This window comes from Polynucleobacter rarus, assembly GCF_003072505.1.
GTDB classification, from domain to species: Bacteria; Pseudomonadota; Gammaproteobacteria; order Burkholderiales; family Burkholderiaceae; genus Polynucleobacter; species Polynucleobacter rarus.
Window position 1 is genome coordinate 717,415 of sequence record NZ_NTGB01000001.1, and the last position, 17,928, is coordinate 735,342.

14 protein-coding genes, 2 tRNA genes and 2 pseudogenes are annotated in these 17,928 nt (G+C 38.6%); 10 read left to right on the plus strand and 8 right to left on the minus strand.

Features of this window, described 5'->3' with window-relative positions; translation table 11 throughout:
• Positions 1–2: 2 nt before the first annotated feature.
• The 5 genes from pstA (at position 3) to phoR (ending at position 4,464) form a co-directional block, all read left to right on the plus strand.
• Positions 3–845 carry a phosphate ABC transporter permease PstA gene (gene pstA, locus AOC35_RS03330; protein ID WP_108645770.1) on the plus strand — a complete coding sequence of 281 codons (843 nt, stop codon included), beginning with the start codon at positions 3–5 and terminating at the stop codon, positions 843–845.
• Positions 845–1,618 carry a phosphate ABC transporter ATP-binding protein PstB gene (pstB, locus tag AOC35_RS03335; RefSeq protein WP_108645771.1) on the plus strand — a complete coding sequence of 258 codons (774 nt, stop codon included), beginning with the start codon at positions 845–847 and terminating at the stop codon, positions 1,616–1,618. Before pstA ends, pstB begins: the two co-directional genes overlap by 1 nt.
• A 22-nt stretch (positions 1,619–1,640) precedes the next feature.
• On the plus strand, positions 1,641–2,345 hold the full coding sequence (phoU, locus tag AOC35_RS03340) for a phosphate signaling complex protein PhoU (protein ID WP_108645772.1): 705 nt from the start codon (positions 1,641–1,643) through the stop codon (positions 2,343–2,345).
• Between the two features lies 1 nt (position 2,346).
• On the plus strand, positions 2,347–3,060 hold the full coding sequence (phoB, locus tag AOC35_RS03345; protein WP_108645773.1) for a phosphate regulon transcriptional regulator PhoB: 714 nt from the start codon (positions 2,347–2,349) through the stop codon (positions 3,058–3,060).
• A 282-nt stretch (positions 3,061–3,342) separates the two neighbouring features.
• Positions 3,343–4,464, plus strand: coding sequence for a phosphate regulon sensor histidine kinase PhoR (phoR, locus tag AOC35_RS03350; RefSeq protein ID WP_159077458.1), 1,122 nt, complete (start codon positions 3,343–3,345; stop codon positions 4,462–4,464).
• Here phoR and ppk1 read toward each other — a convergent pair.
• Positions 4,461–6,560 (minus strand): polyphosphate kinase 1, encoded by a 2,100-nt coding sequence (ppk1, locus tag AOC35_RS03355; RefSeq protein WP_108645775.1) that lies wholly within the window; start codon positions 6,558–6,560, stop codon positions 4,461–4,463. The two genes, phoR and ppk1, sit on opposite strands and share 4 nt — an antisense overlap.
• A gap of 107 nt (positions 6,561–6,667) precedes the next feature.
• On the opposite strand from ppk1, the gene AOC35_RS03360 reads away from it, so the two are divergent.
• A complete protein-coding gene (locus tag AOC35_RS03360) occupies positions 6,668–8,236 on the plus strand; it encodes a Ppx/GppA phosphatase family protein (protein ID WP_211307467.1) in 1,569 nt (522 codons plus the stop codon).
• 260 nt (positions 8,237–8,496) lie between these two features.
• Here AOC35_RS03360 and AOC35_RS03365 read toward each other — a convergent pair whose 3' ends face one another.
• The 4 genes and pseudogenes from AOC35_RS03365 to AOC35_RS03380 form a co-directional block, all read right to left on the minus strand.
• Positions 8,497–9,348 (minus strand): GNAT family N-acetyltransferase, encoded by an 852-nt coding sequence (locus tag AOC35_RS03365; RefSeq protein ID WP_108648688.1) that lies wholly within the window; start codon positions 9,346–9,348, stop codon positions 8,497–8,499.
• Positions 9,349–9,479: 131 nt separating this feature from the next.
• A complete protein-coding gene (locus AOC35_RS03370; RefSeq protein ID WP_108645776.1) occupies positions 9,480–9,944 on the minus strand; it encodes a diacylglycerol kinase in 465 nt (154 codons plus the stop codon).
• Positions 9,941–10,975, minus strand: a complete 1,035-nt coding sequence (locus AOC35_RS03375; RefSeq protein WP_108645777.1) for a glycosyltransferase family 4 protein — start codon at positions 10,973–10,975, stop codon at positions 9,941–9,943. The genes AOC35_RS03370 and AOC35_RS03375 overlap by 4 nt, the downstream gene beginning before the upstream one ends.
• A gap of 169 nt (positions 10,976–11,144) precedes the next feature.
• A pseudogene (locus AOC35_RS03380) lies at positions 11,145–11,861 on the minus strand (UDP-2,3-diacylglucosamine diphosphatase); the annotation flags it as partial.
• Between the two features lie 88 nt (positions 11,862–11,949).
• On the opposite strand from AOC35_RS03380, the gene AOC35_RS03385 reads away from it, so the two are divergent.
• The 3 genes from AOC35_RS03385 to AOC35_RS03395 all read left to right on the plus strand — a co-directional run bounded on the left by AOC35_RS03385 (position 11,950) and on the right by AOC35_RS03395 (position 12,933).
• Positions 11,950–12,672 (plus strand): lysophospholipid acyltransferase family protein, encoded by a 723-nt coding sequence (locus tag AOC35_RS03385; protein WP_108645779.1) that lies wholly within the window; start codon positions 11,950–11,952, stop codon positions 12,670–12,672.
• 44 nt (positions 12,673–12,716) lie between these two features.
• Positions 12,717–12,793: transfer RNA gene (locus AOC35_RS03390), tRNA-Pro, on the plus strand.
• A 63-nt stretch (positions 12,794–12,856) separates the two neighbouring features.
• Positions 12,857–12,933, plus strand: a tRNA-Arg gene (locus tag AOC35_RS03395).
• 148 nt (positions 12,934–13,081) lie between these two features.
• Here AOC35_RS03395 and AOC35_RS15640 read toward each other — a convergent pair.
• The 3 genes and pseudogenes from AOC35_RS15640 to AOC35_RS03410 form a co-directional block, all read right to left on the minus strand.
• Positions 13,082–13,201: a type II toxin-antitoxin system HicA family toxin gene (locus tag AOC35_RS15640; protein WP_211307468.1), complete on the minus strand. Its 120-nt coding sequence runs from the start codon at positions 13,199–13,201 to the stop codon at positions 13,082–13,084.
• Positions 13,194–13,397, minus strand: coding sequence for a HicB family protein (locus AOC35_RS03405; protein ID WP_108645780.1), 204 nt, complete (start codon positions 13,395–13,397; stop codon positions 13,194–13,196). Before AOC35_RS03405 ends, AOC35_RS15640 begins: the two co-directional genes overlap by 8 nt.
• Positions 13,398–13,959: 562 nt before the next feature.
• A pseudogene (locus AOC35_RS03410) lies at positions 13,960–14,954 on the minus strand (aldo/keto reductase).
• 356 nt (positions 14,955–15,310) lie between these two features.
• On the opposite strand from AOC35_RS03410, the gene AOC35_RS03415 reads away from it, so the two are divergent.
• Positions 15,311–17,914 carry a TonB-dependent receptor gene (locus AOC35_RS03415; protein WP_108645781.1) on the plus strand — a complete coding sequence of 868 codons (2,604 nt, stop codon included), beginning with the start codon at positions 15,311–15,313 and terminating at the stop codon, positions 17,912–17,914.
• Positions 17,915–17,928: the final 14 nt, after the last annotated feature.

Consider the following 17,928-nt stretch of genomic DNA (forward strand, 5'->3'; position numbering starts at 1 on the left):
TTATGAATAAAAATATTTATAGATCTAGAAAAATTAGTAATACTGTCGGACTTACTCTTTCGATGGGTGCAATGTTACTGGGTATGACTGCGCTAATATGGATTTTATTTATCCTTTTTTCTAAAGGTTTTGCAGCCCTCAGTTTAGATTTTTTCTTGAATAGCACTCCAGCACCTGGCTCAGTAGGTGGTGGTCTTTCTAACGCTATTGTTGGTAGCTTAATGATGGTTGGATTATGTACTTTTGTTAGCACACCAATTGGTGTTCTTGCTGGTATCTTTTTGGCTGAGTATGGTGATAGAAGCAAAATTGCGAGTATTACGCGTTTTGTTAACGACATCATGCTATCAGCTCCCTCCATTGTGATTGGGCTTTTTGTCTATGCAATTTATGTTGCTCAAGTTAAGCACTTCTCAGGCTTTGCTGGAACGTTGGCTCTTTCATTAATTGCTGTTCCAGTGGTCCTTAAAACAACTGAAAACATGTTAAGACTTGTGCCTAGCACACTGCGTGAAGCTGCATATGCTCTTGGAACACCGAAGTGGAAAGTTTCATTCTCAATTATTTTACGTTCGGCTAAAAGCGGTGTAATCACTGGCATATTGCTAGCGATTGCTCGGGTAAGTGGAGAAACTGCGCCATTATTATTTACAGCTCTAAATAATCAGTTTTTCTCAGCTGATATGAGTAAGCCGATGTCGAATCTACCGGTGGTGATTTACCAATTTGCGTTAAGTCCTTATGAGAACTGGGTCAACCTAGCTTGGGGCGGAGCTTTAATTATTACTTTAACTGTTTTAGGGCTAAACGTTCTTGCCCGCGTATTTTTTAGAGAGAAATCATAATGCTAGAAACTGCAAATGTAAAAAATGCAATCGAAGTGAAAAACCTAGACTTTTATTATGGGAAGTTCAAAGGTTTAAAGTCTATTAACTTAAATATTGCTGAAAACAAAGTTACTGCATTTATTGGTCCCTCAGGATGTGGCAAATCCACGCTATTAAGAACCTTTAATCGGATGTATGATTTGTATCCTGGTCAGCGCGCTGAAGGTCAAATTAATTTATACGGTGAAGATATCTTAGATCCAAAACTAGACTTAAACCTTTTAAGATCTAAGGTCGGGATGATCTTCCAAAAGCCAACTCCATTTCCGATGACAATTTACGATAACATCGCTTTTGGCGTTAAGTTATATGAAAATTTGAGCAAAGTTGATATGGATGAACGCGTTGAGTGGGCATTGAATAAAGCAGCTTTGTGGAATGAAGTGAAAGATAAACTCAATCAAAGTGGCTTGTCTTTGTCCGGTGGTCAGCAACAACGTTTATGTATTGCCAGAGGCGTGGCAGTGAAGCCGACAGTTTTATTGCTAGATGAACCAACTTCAGCTTTAGACCCAATTTCAACCGGTAAGGTTGAAGAACTTGTTCATGAACTGAAGAAAGATTACACGGTTGCTATCGTTACCCATAACATGCAACAGGCGGCCCGTATTTCAGACTATACTGCATTTATGTATCTTGGCGAATTGATCGAGTTCAATGACACCAAACAAATCTTCTTAAAGCCTGATCGTGAGGAAACGGAAGATTACATTACTGGTCGCTTTGGCTAGTATAAAAATTTAGGGGATCAACATGCCAGATAAACATTTATCATCTCAGTTTGATGCGGATTTAAATAATATTAATGCTCATTTACTTGAAATGGGCGGTTTGGTAGAGTCGCAAGTTGCGAAAGTGATGAAAGCTTTTTCTTCGATGGATGCCGAGCTTGCCGATGAAGTAATGCAAAAAGAAAAGGCAGTGAATGATTACGAAATTGCGATTGATGCAGAATGTGCGGAAATCTTAGCTCGCCGTCAGCCTACGGCTAAAGATTTAAGATTGGTTATGGGTGTCTCAAAGGCGATTTCTAATTTAGAGCGGGTTGGTGATGAAGCAGACCATATTGCTGCCAGAATTAGAAAAATCGTTGACGTTAATGCTCCCTATCATATTAACGTAGCTGAAATTCGTATTGCAGGACAAATGGCCTTAGGTCTTTTACGTCGCTCACTCGATGCCTTCGCTAGAATGGACTCTAAGGCTGCGGCGCAGATTGTGGCTGATGATATTGAAATTGATAATGAATTTAGAGGCTTTGTACGAAAACTCAATTCCTACATGAGTGAAGATCCTCGTATTATTTCCACTGCCTTAGAAATTCTCTTTATAGCAAAGGCTGTAGAGAGAATTGGAGACCATGCTAAAAATATATCTGAGTTTGTTATCTATGTCGACAAAGGTATGGATGTGAGGCATATTCCTCATGAAAAATTAATTGAAGAGGCAAATAAATAAAATGGCTAGTAGCATTCTTATTGTTGAAGATGAACCCTCCATTGCTGAGTTAATTTCTATCAACCTAAGCCATGAGGGGTTTTTACCCGTCCGCGCTTTTCAAGCAGATCAAGCAGCGATGCTGATGAAGGAAGTATTACCGGATTTAATCGTGCTGGATTGGATGTTGCCGGGTAAATCAGGTATTCAATTTGCCAAAGATTTACGTAACAATGACCGAACCAAAGATATTCCAATTATATTTCTCACTGCCAGAACAGAAGAAATGGATAAAATTGCTGGTTTAGATGCTGGTGCTGATGATTATCTGACGAAACCCTTTTCTCCAAAAGAGTTAATCGCTCGTATTCGTGCTGTTTTAAGAAGAAAGTCACCCCAATTAACTGATGAAGTGATTGAAATTAATGCTCTTAAGTTAGATCCAACAACGCATCGTGTAACTTGTCAACTTGATGAAGAAACAATCAAAATTGATTTAGGCCCTACAGAATTCCGTTTATTACGTTTTTTAATGTCAAATCCTGAAAGGGTTCATGCCCGCGGTCAATTACTTGACAAAGTTTGGGGTGATCATGTTTTTGTTGAAGAACGTACGGTTGATGTCCATATCAAGCGTTTACGAGCTGCTTTAGCCCCGGTGGGATGTGATACGATGATTGAAACTGTTCGTGGTAGCGGTTATCGTCTAACCAGGAATCCTGCATTAGTGGTGTGATACTGCATTGAAATAATGTAGTTTCTTTGTATCTATATGTTAATCTTTATCTCAACCTATAGATTTTCAATTAATTCTTAAATAAGCACCTTATTTATTATGCCCAGAGAGATTTTTAAAGCTCTGTTTTTCCCCTTTGCTATTTGTTTGATCAGCTTTATTTGGGGTGAGATTTTTTCTTTTTCAGCTGCTTTTTATCTTGGATTTTTTGTCCTATTAATTTATAGTTTTTTTCAAGCATGGTACAAAATTAACTTTCTTTCCAACCTTCAAAAAGATGATTTGATAGGAAAAAAAAGAGGTATTGGAATTTGGCGAGAAATTTATGATCAGATAGAAAAAAAATCAAAAGTATGGCGCCAAGCAGTTCTTCAATCTGAGGTGCAATACAATCAATTTATCCAAGGAATACAAGCTTCACCGAATGGTTTAATTATGTTAGATGAAGTGGATCATATCGAATGGTGTAATAATATCTGCCGCGATCATTTCCGACTGGATCCATTCAAAGATGTTGGTCAACCGGTTACATTTTTACTCCGAAACCCTCAATTTATAAGTTACATGCAAGTGCGTGACTTTACACGACCACTGCACTTGGATTATATGGGTGAGCAAGGGAGTTTAATGTTAATGTTGCAAGTTTTTCCATATGGGGAAAACCGCAAACTTCTATTAAGCCAAGATATTACAATTCTGAAAAAAAATGAATCGATGCGCCAAGATTTTGTGGCGAATGTTTCCCATGAGTTAAGGACTCCCTTGACTGTTGTAAGTGGATTTTTAGAGACACTTCGTGATTTGAAAATTTCCAAGCTGGATCAAAAGAGATATGTTGATTTGATGTTTGCTCAAACCAGTCGAATGATGACACTAGTGGAGGAACTGTTGATTTTGACTCGGTTAGATAGTAGTCCTTTGACCTCAAAAACGACCAAGGTACATATTGAGGATTTGTTTGAAAAACTTATCCTTGATGCTAAAAGCTTATCGCAAGATAAGCACGTGATTGAAGCGCATCGCCTGATAAACATGGATATCCTTGGCGCAGAAAGTGAAATTTTCTCTGCATTTAGTAATTTAATCGTTAACGCAATTCGGTATACCCCAGAGGGTGGGGCGATTACTTTTGAATGGAAAGCGGATCGTGAGGGTGGGGCTGTATTCTCAGTCAAAGATTCAGGGATTGGCATTGCTCAAGATGATATCCCCAGAATTACTGAGCGTTTTTACCGAGTAGACCGCAGCCGCTCTAGAGATACCGGTGGTACTGGTCTGGGATTGGCGATTGTGAAGCATGTCGCTTCGAGACACAATGCCTCTTTGAAAATTGAGAGTGAACTCAGTATTGGCAGTACTTTTTCTATACACTTCCCTAAAGATCGTTTAGTGGAAGCTGACTAATTCTGAGAAGATTTTTCAATTAATTTTAAAATTTCTAATTGAGCAATATACGGTGTCTTACTTCTGGTTTTAAGGCGACGATATTTGCCCTCAGAATTCATGACCCAAGCAGATTGATTATCTTTTAACAGCATTTTTAAACCTTCTTGTATGACCCGCTCTTTGATTACTGAATCTTCAACTGGGAAAGCCACCTCGACTCTTCGGTAAAGATTTCGATCCATCCAATCGGCACTTGATAAATAAATATTTTCTTTACCATCGGCAAGAAAATAATAAATACGGTGATGCTCTAAAAATCTACCGATAACAGATCGTACCTTGATATTTTCAGATAAACCCTTTACACCGGGCATTAAAGCACAAACACCTCTAATAATTAAGTCAATCTTCACTCCAGCTTGTGAAGCTCTATAGAGCTCTTGAATGACACTTGGTTCAAGCAAGGCATTCATTTTTGCAATGATATGCGCCCTTTTACCTAATTTCACATTTTTAATCTCACCACGAATGCTCTTGATGATTTCCTCTTGCATTGTGAACGGCGATTGCCATAATTTCGTCAAAGAAATGTGTTTGCCAGTCCCCGTGAGTTGTTGAAATACATAATGCATATCACTAGTCAGTTGGGGGTTGCAAGTTAATAATCCAAAGTCAGTATAGGATTTAGCTGTTCTAGGATGGTAATTGCCGGTTCCAAAATGAGAATATCTTTTTAGTTGGTATTTACCTTTGCTGCGTCCCTTAGAAATCATTTCTCTGCGAACAATTAAAAGCATTTTTGCATGACACTTATGCCCGACAACCCCATAGACGACGTGAGCTCCAACTGCTTCGAGTTTAGCGGCCCATTGCATGTTAGTGTGCTCATCAAACCTAGCTAATAGCTCCACCACTACAGTGACCTCTTTACCATTGCGAGCCGCCTCCATCAGTGCGTCCATTACTAAAGACTCATCCCCGGTGCGATAAACAGTTTGTTTAATTGCTAGGACATCAGGGTCATTTGCGGCTTCATTTAAAAGGTTAAGAACGGGAGAGAAACTTTCATAAGGGTGATGTAACAATACATCGTTTTTTGAAATGACATCAAAAAGGGACTGGTGATGGGAAAACACTTCTGGTAGTTTGGGGGTGACGACTGGGTATTTTAAGTCGGGGCGATCAATTAAATCAGGCATTTGGAATAAACGCACTAAGTTGACCGGACCACTTACTAGATAACAATCGGCATCATTCAGCTGACACTCAATTTTTAATCGATCTAGTAATTTCAATGGGATCTTATCGTTAACTTCTAACCTTACGGCATCACCAAAATGGCGCGTCGTTAATTCTCCTTCCAAGGCACTTCGTAAATCCGTAATATCGTCTTCTGAAACAAATAAATCTGAGTTCCTAGTGATTCTAAATTGATAGCAACCAGTTAATTTGATACCAGGAAATAGCTCATGTACAAAAGCTTGCATAAATGAAGAAAGCAATATAAAACTAGTCTCACCCTTGGATTCTAAGTGATTTGGTAATTGCACCAACCTCGGTAAAGACCTTGGAGCTTGTACAACAGCAAGATCAGCATTTCTGCCAAAAGAATCTTTACCTTCTAGGGAAATTAAAAAATTCAAGCTTTTATTAATGACTCTTGGGAAAGGGTGTGTAGGATCAAGGGCAATGGGAGTTATTAGAGGAACTAACTCGCGATGAAAGAAGTTTTTAGCCCATTGAAACTGTTGCGGTGTCCAAGTAGATGGAAATTTAAAAAAGATCCTTTCCCGATTGAGAGCTGGGGAGATATTTTCCTTTAATAGAGCATATTTCCTTTGAACTAGTATGTGTGCTTGTTCAGTAATGAGTTTATAAGACTCTGCAACAGTTAATCCGTCAGCTTGTATTTTATTTGGATTATCTATTAATTGTTCCTTTAATCCAGACATACGAATTTCAAAAAACTCATCCATATTACTTGAAACAATAGACAAAAATTTTAGTCTTTCTAAAAGAGGCGTATTTGGATCTTCTGCCTGCGCAAGTACCCTAGAGTTAAACTCCAGTTGGCCTAATTCACGGTTGAGCAATGGAATAAAGTTATTTGTCATTGTTTGAATTGTAGGGGTGAAATAAATTTTTGTCCTAGGTTTTTTTTCTCATTTTTAACATTAAAATATAAGCCTGTCTAATTGTTAATTATCCCTTTGTATCTATTATGGCTCTTGAATTGAAACCATCCCAAAATGCTCAGTCTGAGCCTAAATTAATCGCATCGGTAGACTTGGGTTCAAACAGTTTCAGGATGGTAGTTGCCCAAATAGTAGAGACACCCTCAGGCTTTCAATTAAGACCGGTAGATACACTCCGCGATTCAATCAAGCTTGCTGCAGGTTTGGATCACGAAAAAAATCTTGATGTAGAAGCATTTAGTCGGGGGATTAATTCAATTAAACGTTTTGGCGAACGCTTAAGAAATTTTTCGCCAATGCAAGTCCGAGTAGTAGCAACGAATACTTTTAGGGTTGCTCGTAATGCTGCAAAATTTATCACACAGGCGGAAAAAGCTTTAGGATTCCCGATTGAAGTGATTGCAGGTCAAGAAGAGGCGCGCCTGGTTTATATAGGTGCTGCTCACGGTGCACCTGCTAATTCAGGAAATCGACTCGTGATTGATATCGGTGGTGGTTCAACTGAGTTTATTATTGGTCAGGGATATGAACCGAAACTCTTGGAAAGCTTATATATTGGATGTGTCTCGCATAGTCAAAAATTTTTCGCCAATGGTGCGGTAGATGAATACAATTTTAAACAAGCAGAGTTAGCCGCAAGACAAGAAATTCAAATTATCTCCAAAGAGTTCAGAAAAAAAGGTTGGGATCAGGTGATTGGTTCCTCCGGTACAGCAAAAGCAATTGCAGAATTGATTAGTCTCAATGGCTTAGATACTGAAAATAATTTGCATCCAGATCCTTTCGGAACTGAGGCTTCAGGGACTATTACGCGGCAAAGCTTAGAAGCGCTGAAGTCAATCTTAATTGAAGCTGAGTTTGTCCAAAATGCGAAATTGATTGGATTAAAACCAGATCGTCGTCAAGTTCTACCCGGCGGCTTAGCCATCATGATAGCTGCCTTTGATGAGTTAAAAATTGAATCCATGGAAATCGTTGAGGCAGCCCTTCGAATGGGTGTGTTATACGATTTTTTAGGGCGTGCTCAGCATCACGATATGCGTTTTGTAACGGTAGAGCAATTCATGAAACGTTACAGTGTTGATGCGGAGCAAGCAACGCGGGTTGAAGAGTTAGCGATATTCTTCTTGGAGCAGTTTCCAATGCCAGTAGATGAAGATCGCATTAATAATGCATCCTTACTAGGGTGGGCTGCTAAACTCCATGAGATTGGTTTATCTATCTCCCATAATGGTTACCATAAGCACTCGGCTTATATTTCAGCAAATGCTGACATGCCAGGCTTTTCAAAAAATGATCAAGCCCGCCTATCGACACTTTTGATTGGTCACACTGGAAAACTAGCTAAAGTGTATACAAGTAGTAATTTTATTGATTGGCGAATGTTGTTTTGCCTCCGCTTGGCATTCTTGCTTTCCAGAAGACGAGTTACTGAAGAGTTGCCTGAAATTTTGGTACAACAGACCAGTAATGGCTTTAAAGTAACGATTTCAAAGAAATGGATTGAAAATCATCCATTGACTGAGTTTAGTCTCAATAAAGAAGCTGAAGACTGGACTAAAATCGGCAAAGAATTCTTACTTGATTTTTATTAAGAGTAGTTATTTTTCAGCAGAATAGTGATTATCTAAATAGTTTTAAGCCGTTATAACTGAAACTGTTATGTGCATTCACTACTTCAGCTCACCTCAGTTGAATTCAGCTCTCAGTTGAATTCAGCTCTCAGTTGAATTCAGCTATTACCACTTCTAAAAAGAGCTGAAGTGGTAATGAAATATTCTGAACCTAAGTCTGCCAAGCTTTCATCATAGTTGATGGCTTGGCTGGCTAAAAAACAAGAATAAAAACTTATTGTTTAGTTAAAAAAATGCTTTGCATATCGAGAGTTGATATCAGTCAGTCTTAACATCGTTAAGAAGTCAGCTGTATTGAAATCTGGGTCCCATGCTGGTTCACCACAAATCTTTGCCCCGATTCTGAGATAACCTTTAATTAGAGGAGGTGGTTCAACATCCAAATCTGAGTTTAACTTTTCGAGGGGTAGTGGTAGCTTTGGAAAAGTTCGATATTCAACAGGACTTAAATTCTTTTCACTAAAAATTCTATTTAAGCTAGCTGCATAGTGGCCACCATCACCCATTGGTACGCTTGCGCAGCCAAGCATAATTTCATAACCGTGTTGCTTCATATAGGAGCCCAAACCAGCCCACAAAGCCATAATGACACCACCAGAGCGATAGTTTGCATGAACACATGATCTTCCAACTTCAACTGCGTTCGGATAAAGGTGCTCAAGTCTAGATAAATCAAATTCTGATTCAGAATATAGGCGTCCAATTAATTTTGCTTGATCGGGCGGCAAAATTCGATAAGTGCCCACAACCTGCAGGGTTTTCGTGTCACGCACAATAAGGTGGTCGCAATAGGCATCGAATTCGTCAACATCTAAACCTTCTTCTTTATTCGGAAGGTTAGCACCCATTTCTTCAGCAAAAACATGATAACGAAGACGTTGTGCTTCTTTAATTTCTTCTAAGTCCCTTGCAATATATACCTGGATAGGGCTTGATTTATTGGCTTGGCCATTCTCTGAAATATTGGGTAACTCGCTGACTGTTTTCTTTAGTTCCTTAATTTTGGCATTTTTCTTTTTAGACTTATGTTTTTTTAAAAGAAATAAATTAGGAAACTTATTAAACTTCTGCATTCTTGAGAGTTTTTTTGAGAGTTTACCGGCGATTTTAGTCGTCAAACCATCACCGATGGAGTTTAAAGACTGTAGTGGGTTAGGTAATTCTTTCATTTTATGAGTAATTTTCCAGATATTGGTTAATTGTATTAAGAAAAAGTTGCATGAAGATGACAAATTAAAGTCGAATCGTTAATAAATGTCACTTTTAAATTCTTAATGACCGGAATCAGTATATAAATCCACGTAAATATACATAGAAGCAGTGCTAGCATCACCGCAGCAGAGCCATAATCTTTTGCTCTTTTTGATAAACCATGATTATCAAAGGAAATTCTATCAATTGCAGCTTCAACACTAGAGTTTAGCAACTCGACAATGAGAACCAAAATTACCACCATCAAAAGTAGTATATGCTCAACTCGACTAACGGGTAAAAATAAAGAAATAGGGAGTAACACCGCCGTTAAAGTTAACTCTTGTCGAAACGCACTTTCTTCCTTGATAGCAAATTGAAGTCCGTGCCAGGAGTTGATGCTAGCCTTGATTGCTCTGGTGACACCTTTGTTGCCTTTGTGAGGGTTTTGATCGTACGAATAATGATCGTCGTTCATATGGAAATATCAGTACTTGCTTCAACTAATCCAGGAGGAACAGGTTGAAGATGCTTTACGAATTGTTCAGTAGCTGCCCGCCAAGAAAAGCCCTCAGCATATTGACGAGTACTTGCCCGCGAGATTTTCAGAGCAGCCAAGCAAGCATCTTCTAAATTTTCACTTAGGGCACCTGATTCACTATCCCCAATAACATCGATAGGGCCGGTAACTGGATACGCGGCGACAGGAAGTCCACAAGCCATCGCCTCTAAAAGAACAAGTCCGAAGGTATCAGTTTTACTTGGAAATACAAACACATCAGCGCTGGAATAATACTGTGGCAATTCTGATTGGTCTTTAGCACCCAAAAATTGAACTAGCGGATATTTTTCTTTTAAATACGAAAGTGATGGACCATCGCCAATCACTACTTTAGAGCCTGGTAAATCGAGTTGTAAAAAGGCTTCGATATTTTTTTCAACTGCAACCCTACCAACATTTAAAAATATTGGCTTAGCGCTGGTTAATGCGTCGCTATGCTTGACTTCGAACCTCGATAAATCAACGCCTCGAGTCCACAGAACCACATTTTTGAAGCCATAACTTTCTAAGTCTTTTTTTACCGTGATAGTAGGAGCCATTACAGCTAGTGACTTTTGATGAAACCACTTTAAAAATCGATAAGTCAGTTTTAATGGGATACCCGTTCTGGCCTTCACATATTCCGGAAATCGAGTATGGTATGCGGTTGAAAATGGCAAATGATTTTTTACAGCATAAGCTCTGGCGGCTAACCCTAAAGGGCCCTCGGTTGAGATATGCAATGCATCCGGCATAAAAGACTTAATCCTGCGCGAAATTTTTTTGCCTGGAAGTATGGATAAAGAAATGTCTGGGTAGGTCGGGCAGGGGATTGTCTTGAATTCTAATGGAGATAGGATATCTACTACATGTCCCATTAATTCAAGTTCATGTCTTGTTTGTTTTAATGTTCGGACAACACCATTAATTTGAGGCTCCCAAGCATCAGTGATGATCAAAATCTTCATTGCATTGATCCTAAGTCTCAAGTTCCTGAATTATTAAATCACTAGCTGAGCTAGCAACAGGAAGCGCTGGATTTTCAGCATTGGCTAAAGCATTGACTGGGAAACCGTTAAAAGAATTAATGACGATTGGCTCAATGTGAGCCCCTTCTTCTTCTTTCAAAATATGTGGCCAATGAATAATCTTTAGCTCACCCTCAAAGGTTTCAACCAAGGCAGTAAGACTTTCGACCCAATCGCCATCGTTACAATAGAGCAGCCCATCGATATCTCGAATTTCTGCTTTATGAATATGACCACAAACAACCCCGTCACATTTTCTTTTACGCGCTTCTCTTGCCATGATGGCTTCAAAGTCAGCGATAAAACTGACTGCATTTTTCACTTTATGCTTTAAAAATTGAGATAGTGACCAATATTGAAATCCTAGCTTAATTCTAATATTGTTAAACCAACGATTAATAACCAAAATGATGGTGTAGGCTGAATCACCTAAATAAGCCAACCATTTGGCATATTGCATGACGCTGTCAAATAAATCGCCGTGCGTTATCCATAACCTTTTACCGTTCGCAGTAATATGAATCATTTCATTACGAATTTGAATATCACCAAAGGTCATACCAATAAATTGACGTGCGACTTCGTCGTGGTTTCCGGGAATATAAAAGACTTCGGAACCTTTACGTACTTTTCTGAGAATTTTTTGTACAACGTCGTTATGAGCTTGCGGCCAGTACCAAGATTTTTTTAACCGCCAACCATCAATAATGTCGCCGACAAGATAAAATGTCTCTGCTTCATTATGTTTTAAAAAATCGAGTAGATACTCAGCCTGGCAGCCAGAAGTACCTAAATGTATGTCAGAAATCCATATGGTGCGATATTGCATGATGACATTAAGCCATAGTTAAGTTACTGTAATATGCACATTTTAAGACAGAATTGTTACATTTAATAATTGAATAGAGAATTTTATGTTGGTTATCAGCTATTTACGCGTTATTGCACATATTTTTAGGGGATTTTTCATTGTTGTTTTTTTGTTTCCGAGAAAAGATACTCAACAACAGAATTTAGCCTTGCAAAATTGGAGTTATGGATTATTAAAGGTATTCAACATCGAGTTACAACTTGAAGGTGAGATCCCCAAAGATTTGCAATCGCACCTAGTGGTGAGTAATCATATTTCATGGTTGGATATTCATGTGATCAACGCCTTATTTCCTATGCGATTTGTCGCAAAGAAAGAGGTTGCTTCTTGGCCAGTATTTGGGTGGTTTGCAAAAAAATTAAATACTCTTTTTATTGATCGACAAAAAAGTGGTCACTCTAGGGATGTTTCTGATCAAATGACATCAGCTTTAAAAGCGGGAGATAGGATTTGTATTTTTCCAGAAGGAACTTCTTCAGACGGCTTATCGGTTCTTAAATTTAAGCCTAATTTATTTCAATCTGTCATTGATGCTCAAAGTATCTGCTTACCAACAGCTATTACTTATATCCAGCCCAAGACTGGGGAGGTAAGTATTGCAACAGCTTTTATTGGTGATATGGGACTGTTGGAATCAATGAACAATACTTTAAAGAACGCACCGTTAATTGTTCGTGTTCGTATTGGCGAACCGATTAAAGATGAAGTGAATCGGAAAGTCTTGTCAGAGTTGGCTTGGGAGCAAGTTGTGAAATTAAGAAATTAAATACTAGTAAAAAAAAGTAAACCGTAGTAGAATATTGGATTGTTCGGGGCGTAGCGCAGCCTGGTAGCGCATCTGCTTTGGGAGCAGAGGGTCGTGAGTTCGAATCCCACCGCCCCGACCAAAATCTTATTCCCAAATGAAGTCATATTATTTATAATTTCAACAGTTACACAATCCCCACATACTGCCCATAGCTCAGATGGATAGAGCAACGGCCTTCTAAGCCGTAGGTCGCACGTTCGAATCGTGCTGGGCAGACCAAAACTGTAAAGTATGTCTTAGGTCATAAACCTATTATGCTGAAAGACTAATCTAAAAGTGCTTTTTGAAAATCTTCTGCTGATACTTCAGCTTGGCGTAGTAAGCCGTTGACTGTGCCAACTTTTACTTCTTTGTGGTTTGGTACAACTCAACCTTTTCCACCACGTTTCATCATAATATGGCTACCGGATTGTCTTGCTACTTGAAAGCCTAATTTTTCTAAGGCACGAATGATATCTTTGCCAGAGAGGCCTGGAAATTTAGGCATGTGCTAAGTCAAAAGTTGTTACTAATGGATGAACATTGAAGGTCATTGGGAACTCCTCTAAATAAAGAGAGGTGGCTTCTTTTAAATTAGCAATTGCCTCATCAACAGTTTCACCTTGAGTAGTTGTGCCAGTTTCAGGATTTAAGGCAACATAACCCCCTTCTTCAGCAGGACTTAATATAGCGGTTAGTAGCATGAGATACTCCTCTTCTTAATGAGTTTATTATGCACTCAAAGATTGAATTGAGCAAATGATAGCCTTTTAGATAATAGGTAATTATCCCCACGGTATAAGAAGCCCAAGTTCCCACGTTCGAATCGTGCTAGCCAGACCAAATTAGAATTTGACGAAATACAGAGGAAAAACGCGACTTTTAAAATGAGGGCGTTGTTCTAAATCGATGCTCTTCACCATTGTCGGTAGTTGAAATTACTTATGAATACGTTGAAGAAGGACTCGTCTCGTCGTCCGTAAGATGGCGCCTAGATATCGTTGGATTTAAAGACGACCCGATTCTAGAATACCTTAGCCGAGAACTGCCAACATTAATAAATATCTTTCGGCCTTGAGGACCGTATTCAAAATTGCGGCTAACAATTTCATTTTGCCAAGAAGTTTTGTTTCCCCGCAAAAGGGATTAAAAAACTCCCCGAAGGTAGCTATGGTATTTCTTGGTGCCCCGGTTTAAAAATCGAAGATCTAAGACAAAGATAGGTTGATACCATTCGCAAACCTATCTCTTGGGACTATCTTGGGATTAGCCTTTTTCGCTATCTAGGTGAGACATCATCGTCTCGGCATATCTTGTTCCAGCCGCTATACCCTCTGGAAAAGCCTCATCCAGTAATATCATTTCAGAATGACTCAAACTGATTTCAAGGGCCTTGAGCGAATCTCGCAAGGTTGCTACTCTTCTGCTGCCTATTAGGGGGAAAATATCAATGCCCTTACCTAACACCCATGCAATTGCTATTTGAGGAACTGAGGTATTTTTTTCTTGCGCCAAGTTCTTAATGGCATTCAAGGAAGCTAAGTTTTTTTGTAAATTCTCGCCCTGAAAGCGTGGGCTGTAGCCCCTAAAATCACTAGGAGTGATTGGGTTTTTTCCCCAGTTTGGATCAAACAGCCCGCGGGATAAAACTCCGTAGGCGGTGATAGCTAGGCCCAGCTCTCTGCAAGTATTTAAAACTGATTTTTCAATGCCTCGACTAAAAAGAGAGTATTCAATTTGCAAATCGCAGATAGGATGAACGGCCATTGCCCTTCTAATAGTTTCGCTGCCCACCTCAGATAATCCAATATGCCTTACATAACCGGCCTTAACCATGTCAGCAATGGCGCCAATCGTCTCTTCAATCGGGACATTGGGATCAAGTCTTGCAGGTCTATAGATGTCTATATAGTCAGTCTTTAAACGTTTCAGACTATATGCTAAAGAAGTTTTAACTGCAGCTGGCCTCCCATCAAATCCATGCCATGCTCCATTAGGATCTCTTTGAGCACCAAATTCACACTTAATAAATAGCGCTCTCTTGCCACTGCGCTAAGCGCCTCGGATAGCAACAGCTCATTGTGGCCCATGCCGTAAAAGTCGCCTGTATCGAGCAAATTTACCCCCGAATCGATTGCTGACTTAATGGTAGCAACACTTTCGCTACGATCAGCTGGGCCGTAAAAGTCTGACATACCCATGCAACCCAAACCAACAGCTGAACTTAGAGGTCCATTTTTACCAAGTACATTCGTTTTCATGATCTTTCCAGTTATATTTGCAAGGATTTTCTATTGTAGTTCGGATATCGGAAATACTTTGAGTTGGTAATAAGATATCCAGAAAGCTTGAGGGAAAAGAACTCTTCACTTATTTAGATAAGAGGGATTTGTTGACCCCATCCATCATTGGTGCTCTGCACAATCTTGCCATTTTTTGTTTTCCACAGACACTCTTAATCAATAGTTTCTTAGAAGCGATTCATACTTCCAACTAGCCTTTTTGAGAGTATGGATATCAAAAGAAATATCTTAATAATTTCGTCATAAAAAATATACGCCTCTGTAGTAATTCACTTTTATATTTGTAAATTACTTTTTAACCAATTAAATCTAATATGACTAAAAACTTAAAGTATTCAATTATCTTCCTTGCAGTTTCTGAGTTATTTGCTATTAGTGCCTTTGCACAGTCTGAACAAACTCAAGAAATTATTATCGAATCAAATAAAGTTACTGATGCGGAAAAATCCGTAATTATTCAAAAAGAGGCAGCAAACTTTATTAATGTCATCAGTGCTGAAGAAATCAAACAAATTCCTAGTTTTAATCCTGCGGATGTTGTTAGAAACTTACCTGGAGTAAGTGAGGCGCATGATACTGGGGAAGCAAGATACGTATATATAAGAGGTTTAGATGCGGATTACAACAGTACGACTTTAGACGGTATTAAATTATTACCTGCTGCTCAAGGTAGTCCTTCTAATGGCAGCGGTGGTCGTGCTGTTGCATTTGATTCGATTCCAACGGGTTTAATTGATTCAATCACTGTTACCAAGACTTTGCGTCCTGATCAAGATGCTGAAGCAATTGGTGGCACAATTGAAATGACTACAAAATCAATGCCACTGAATGGTAAGGATATGTTTTTTGATGGAAGACTTGGAACAGGCTATGAGTCGCTCCGGGGTACTCCACTATTCGAGGGAAGCTTTTCAATGGGTTTTCGCTTTGGTGTAGGTAGTGAGAACAAGGAAAGTAATACCCTAAATTCCTACAGTGATAAGCCATTTTCATTGATTTTGTCAGGCTCCTTAGCACAAGATAAAAGAGGAATTGATGATTTGGAGCCAACTCCAAATGTGGGTGGAACTCCAGGAGTTATTGATCCTTGGGATCAACGTTATTATGACTATACTAGAACAAGGCATGGCTATGGCATTAATTTGACTTATCAACCAAATGCTAACGATACATATTATGTGAAAGCATTTGACACTGGTTACATAGAGAAAAAATCGGATAATATAGTTACTCCAAATTCTGATTCAAGCGCTACAAATGTCGGAAATGGTTATTACTCATCCGCTTTATCAAACCCAATTTTTCAACACTCTTTAGTCGATCATCAAGAGCAGGTTAATAATAAGGTTATTAGTATTGGTGGTAAAAATATTTTTGATGATAAGACCCTAGATTACTATGCAGCATTTGCTCAGGGGAAATATACAGTTGATTATGATTACAACTCTAGATTCCAATATACTGGTCCTGTAACTGGAAATAACCTAGTCTTTTCTAACGGCGGTGTTGGTGGAACTCCAATTTATAATCTTTCTTCAATTGTGACCCCAGCAAATTATGCTAATCCTGCCAACTATGTATTGAGTAAATCCACACTCGCTACTGAGAATTCAATTGACAATCAATATTCCACTGGTATTAACTTAAAAAGCAAAGTATCAATCGGAGATTTTGAATCTGAATCTGTTAAGTTTGGCTTAAATGGAAGATTTAGAGGAAAAGATATGCAATTTGGTAGCTTAACAGCTACAAATCTTCCTAACGAGACCTTAACTGGGCTAACTGATGGTCAGATTCCTACTTTTTATAGTGGACAATATAACAATGGTCCATTAATTAAGACTGGATTGATTCAAAATGGCCTAAATTATGTTGCAGATCCCACTAAACAGGCTCTTCAATATCAACATAATACAGAGAATGTTTATGCAGGATATGGGCAATATGAGTTTAAGCAAGGGCATTGGAGTGTATTGGGTGGTGTACGTTATGAATACACTAACACAACTATTTTTGCAAATGGTCAAGACATCAATGGAAATATTGTTCCCAATGACTCAAAAAATAATTATGGAAATTTATTCCCTAGCATTCAAGGTAAGTATGAACTTGAAAAAGATACTTTCGTGAGATTTGCTTATTCAACCGGTATTGCGCGTCCAACCTTTAATCAGCTAAATCCAGCCACGACTCCTGCGAACGCTGGTGGGGCAATTTATTCTGTTGCCAGTGGAGACCCTACTTTAAAACCTACAACTTCAAATTCTTTTGATCTTTCTCTAGAAAAATATTTAAGTAAAGGCGGAATTATTTCGATTGGAGTTTTCGATAAAGAGTTGGCTAATGTTATTGCACCAAGAACAACAACTTACACGAATGGGTACAACCAAAATGGAAACGTAATTCCAGCTGGAAATACGGTTTATGCTACTACTTTTTCGAACATCGACTCTACTTCTAGAGTAAATGGCATTGAATTTAATTACGTGCAAAAATTCAATCAACTTTTGAATGGCCCACTAGGTGGGTTGAGTACTTCTGTAAATATGACATTGGTAAATTCTACCTTTGAACAAAACCCTGGAGAGAAATCAACACTTCCTGGAACATCAAAAAACATTGCGAACGCAGCAGTCTTATATGAAAAATATGGTTACTTTGCAAGAGTAGGTTTGAACTATGCTTCTGCAAGTCTTTATTCAACGGGTGGAAATGTTGCAAACAATATTTACTATGATGCAAGGACATTTATGGACGCTTCAATGGGATATAGATTCAATGAACATTACCAAATTTATGTTAGCGCATCAAATATCTTGAATACACCATTGTCTTATTATCAAGGCGAACCAAGTCAGTTAATACAAAGAGAATACTACGGTCCAACTTATCGCGCAGGTTTGAACGTAAGTTTTTAAATAATTGAATGGGT

What these genes read in the sequence shown, in the direction of transcription:
- pstA (WP_108645770.1), top strand. Translation starts at nt 3, where the DNA reads ATGAATAAAAATATTTATAGATCTAGAAAAATTAGTAATACTGTCGGA.
- pstB (WP_108645771.1), top strand. Translation starts at nt 845, where the DNA reads ATGCTAGAAACTGCAAATGTAAAAAATGCAATCGAAGTGAAAAACCTA.
- phoU (WP_108645772.1), top strand. Translation starts at nt 1,641, where the DNA reads ATGCCAGATAAACATTTATCATCTCAGTTTGATGCGGATTTAAATAAT.
- phoB (WP_108645773.1), top strand. Translation starts at nt 2,347, where the DNA reads ATGGCTAGTAGCATTCTTATTGTTGAAGATGAACCCTCCATTGCTGAG.
- ppk1 (WP_108645775.1), bottom strand. Translation starts at nt 6,560, where the DNA reads ATGACAAATAACTTTATTCCATTGCTCAACCGTGAATTAGGCCAACTG.
- AOC35_RS03360 (WP_211307467.1), top strand. Translation starts at nt 6,668, where the DNA reads ATGGCTCTTGAATTGAAACCATCCCAAAATGCTCAGTCTGAGCCTAAA.
- AOC35_RS03365 (WP_108648688.1), bottom strand. Translation starts at nt 9,348, where the DNA reads ATGCAGAAGTTTAATAAGTTTCCTAATTTATTTCTTTTAAAAAAACAT.
- AOC35_RS03370 (WP_108645776.1), bottom strand. Translation starts at nt 9,944, where the DNA reads ATGAACGACGATCATTATTCGTACGATCAAAACCCTCACAAAGGCAAC.
- AOC35_RS03375 (WP_108645777.1), bottom strand. Translation starts at nt 10,975, where the DNA reads ATGAAGATTTTGATCATCACTGATGCTTGGGAGCCTCAAATTAATGGT.
- AOC35_RS03385 (WP_108645779.1), top strand. Translation starts at nt 11,950, where the DNA reads ATGTTGGTTATCAGCTATTTACGCGTTATTGCACATATTTTTAGGGGA.
- AOC35_RS15640 (WP_211307468.1), bottom strand. Translation starts at nt 13,201, where the DNA reads ATGCCTAAATTTCCAGGCCTCTCTGGCAAAGATATCATTCGTGCCTTA.
- AOC35_RS03405 (WP_108645780.1), bottom strand. Translation starts at nt 13,397, where the DNA reads ATGCTACTAACCGCTATATTAAGTCCTGCTGAAGAAGGGGGTTATGTT.
- AOC35_RS03415 (WP_108645781.1), top strand. Translation starts at nt 15,311, where the DNA reads ATGACTAAAAACTTAAAGTATTCAATTATCTTCCTTGCAGTTTCTGAG.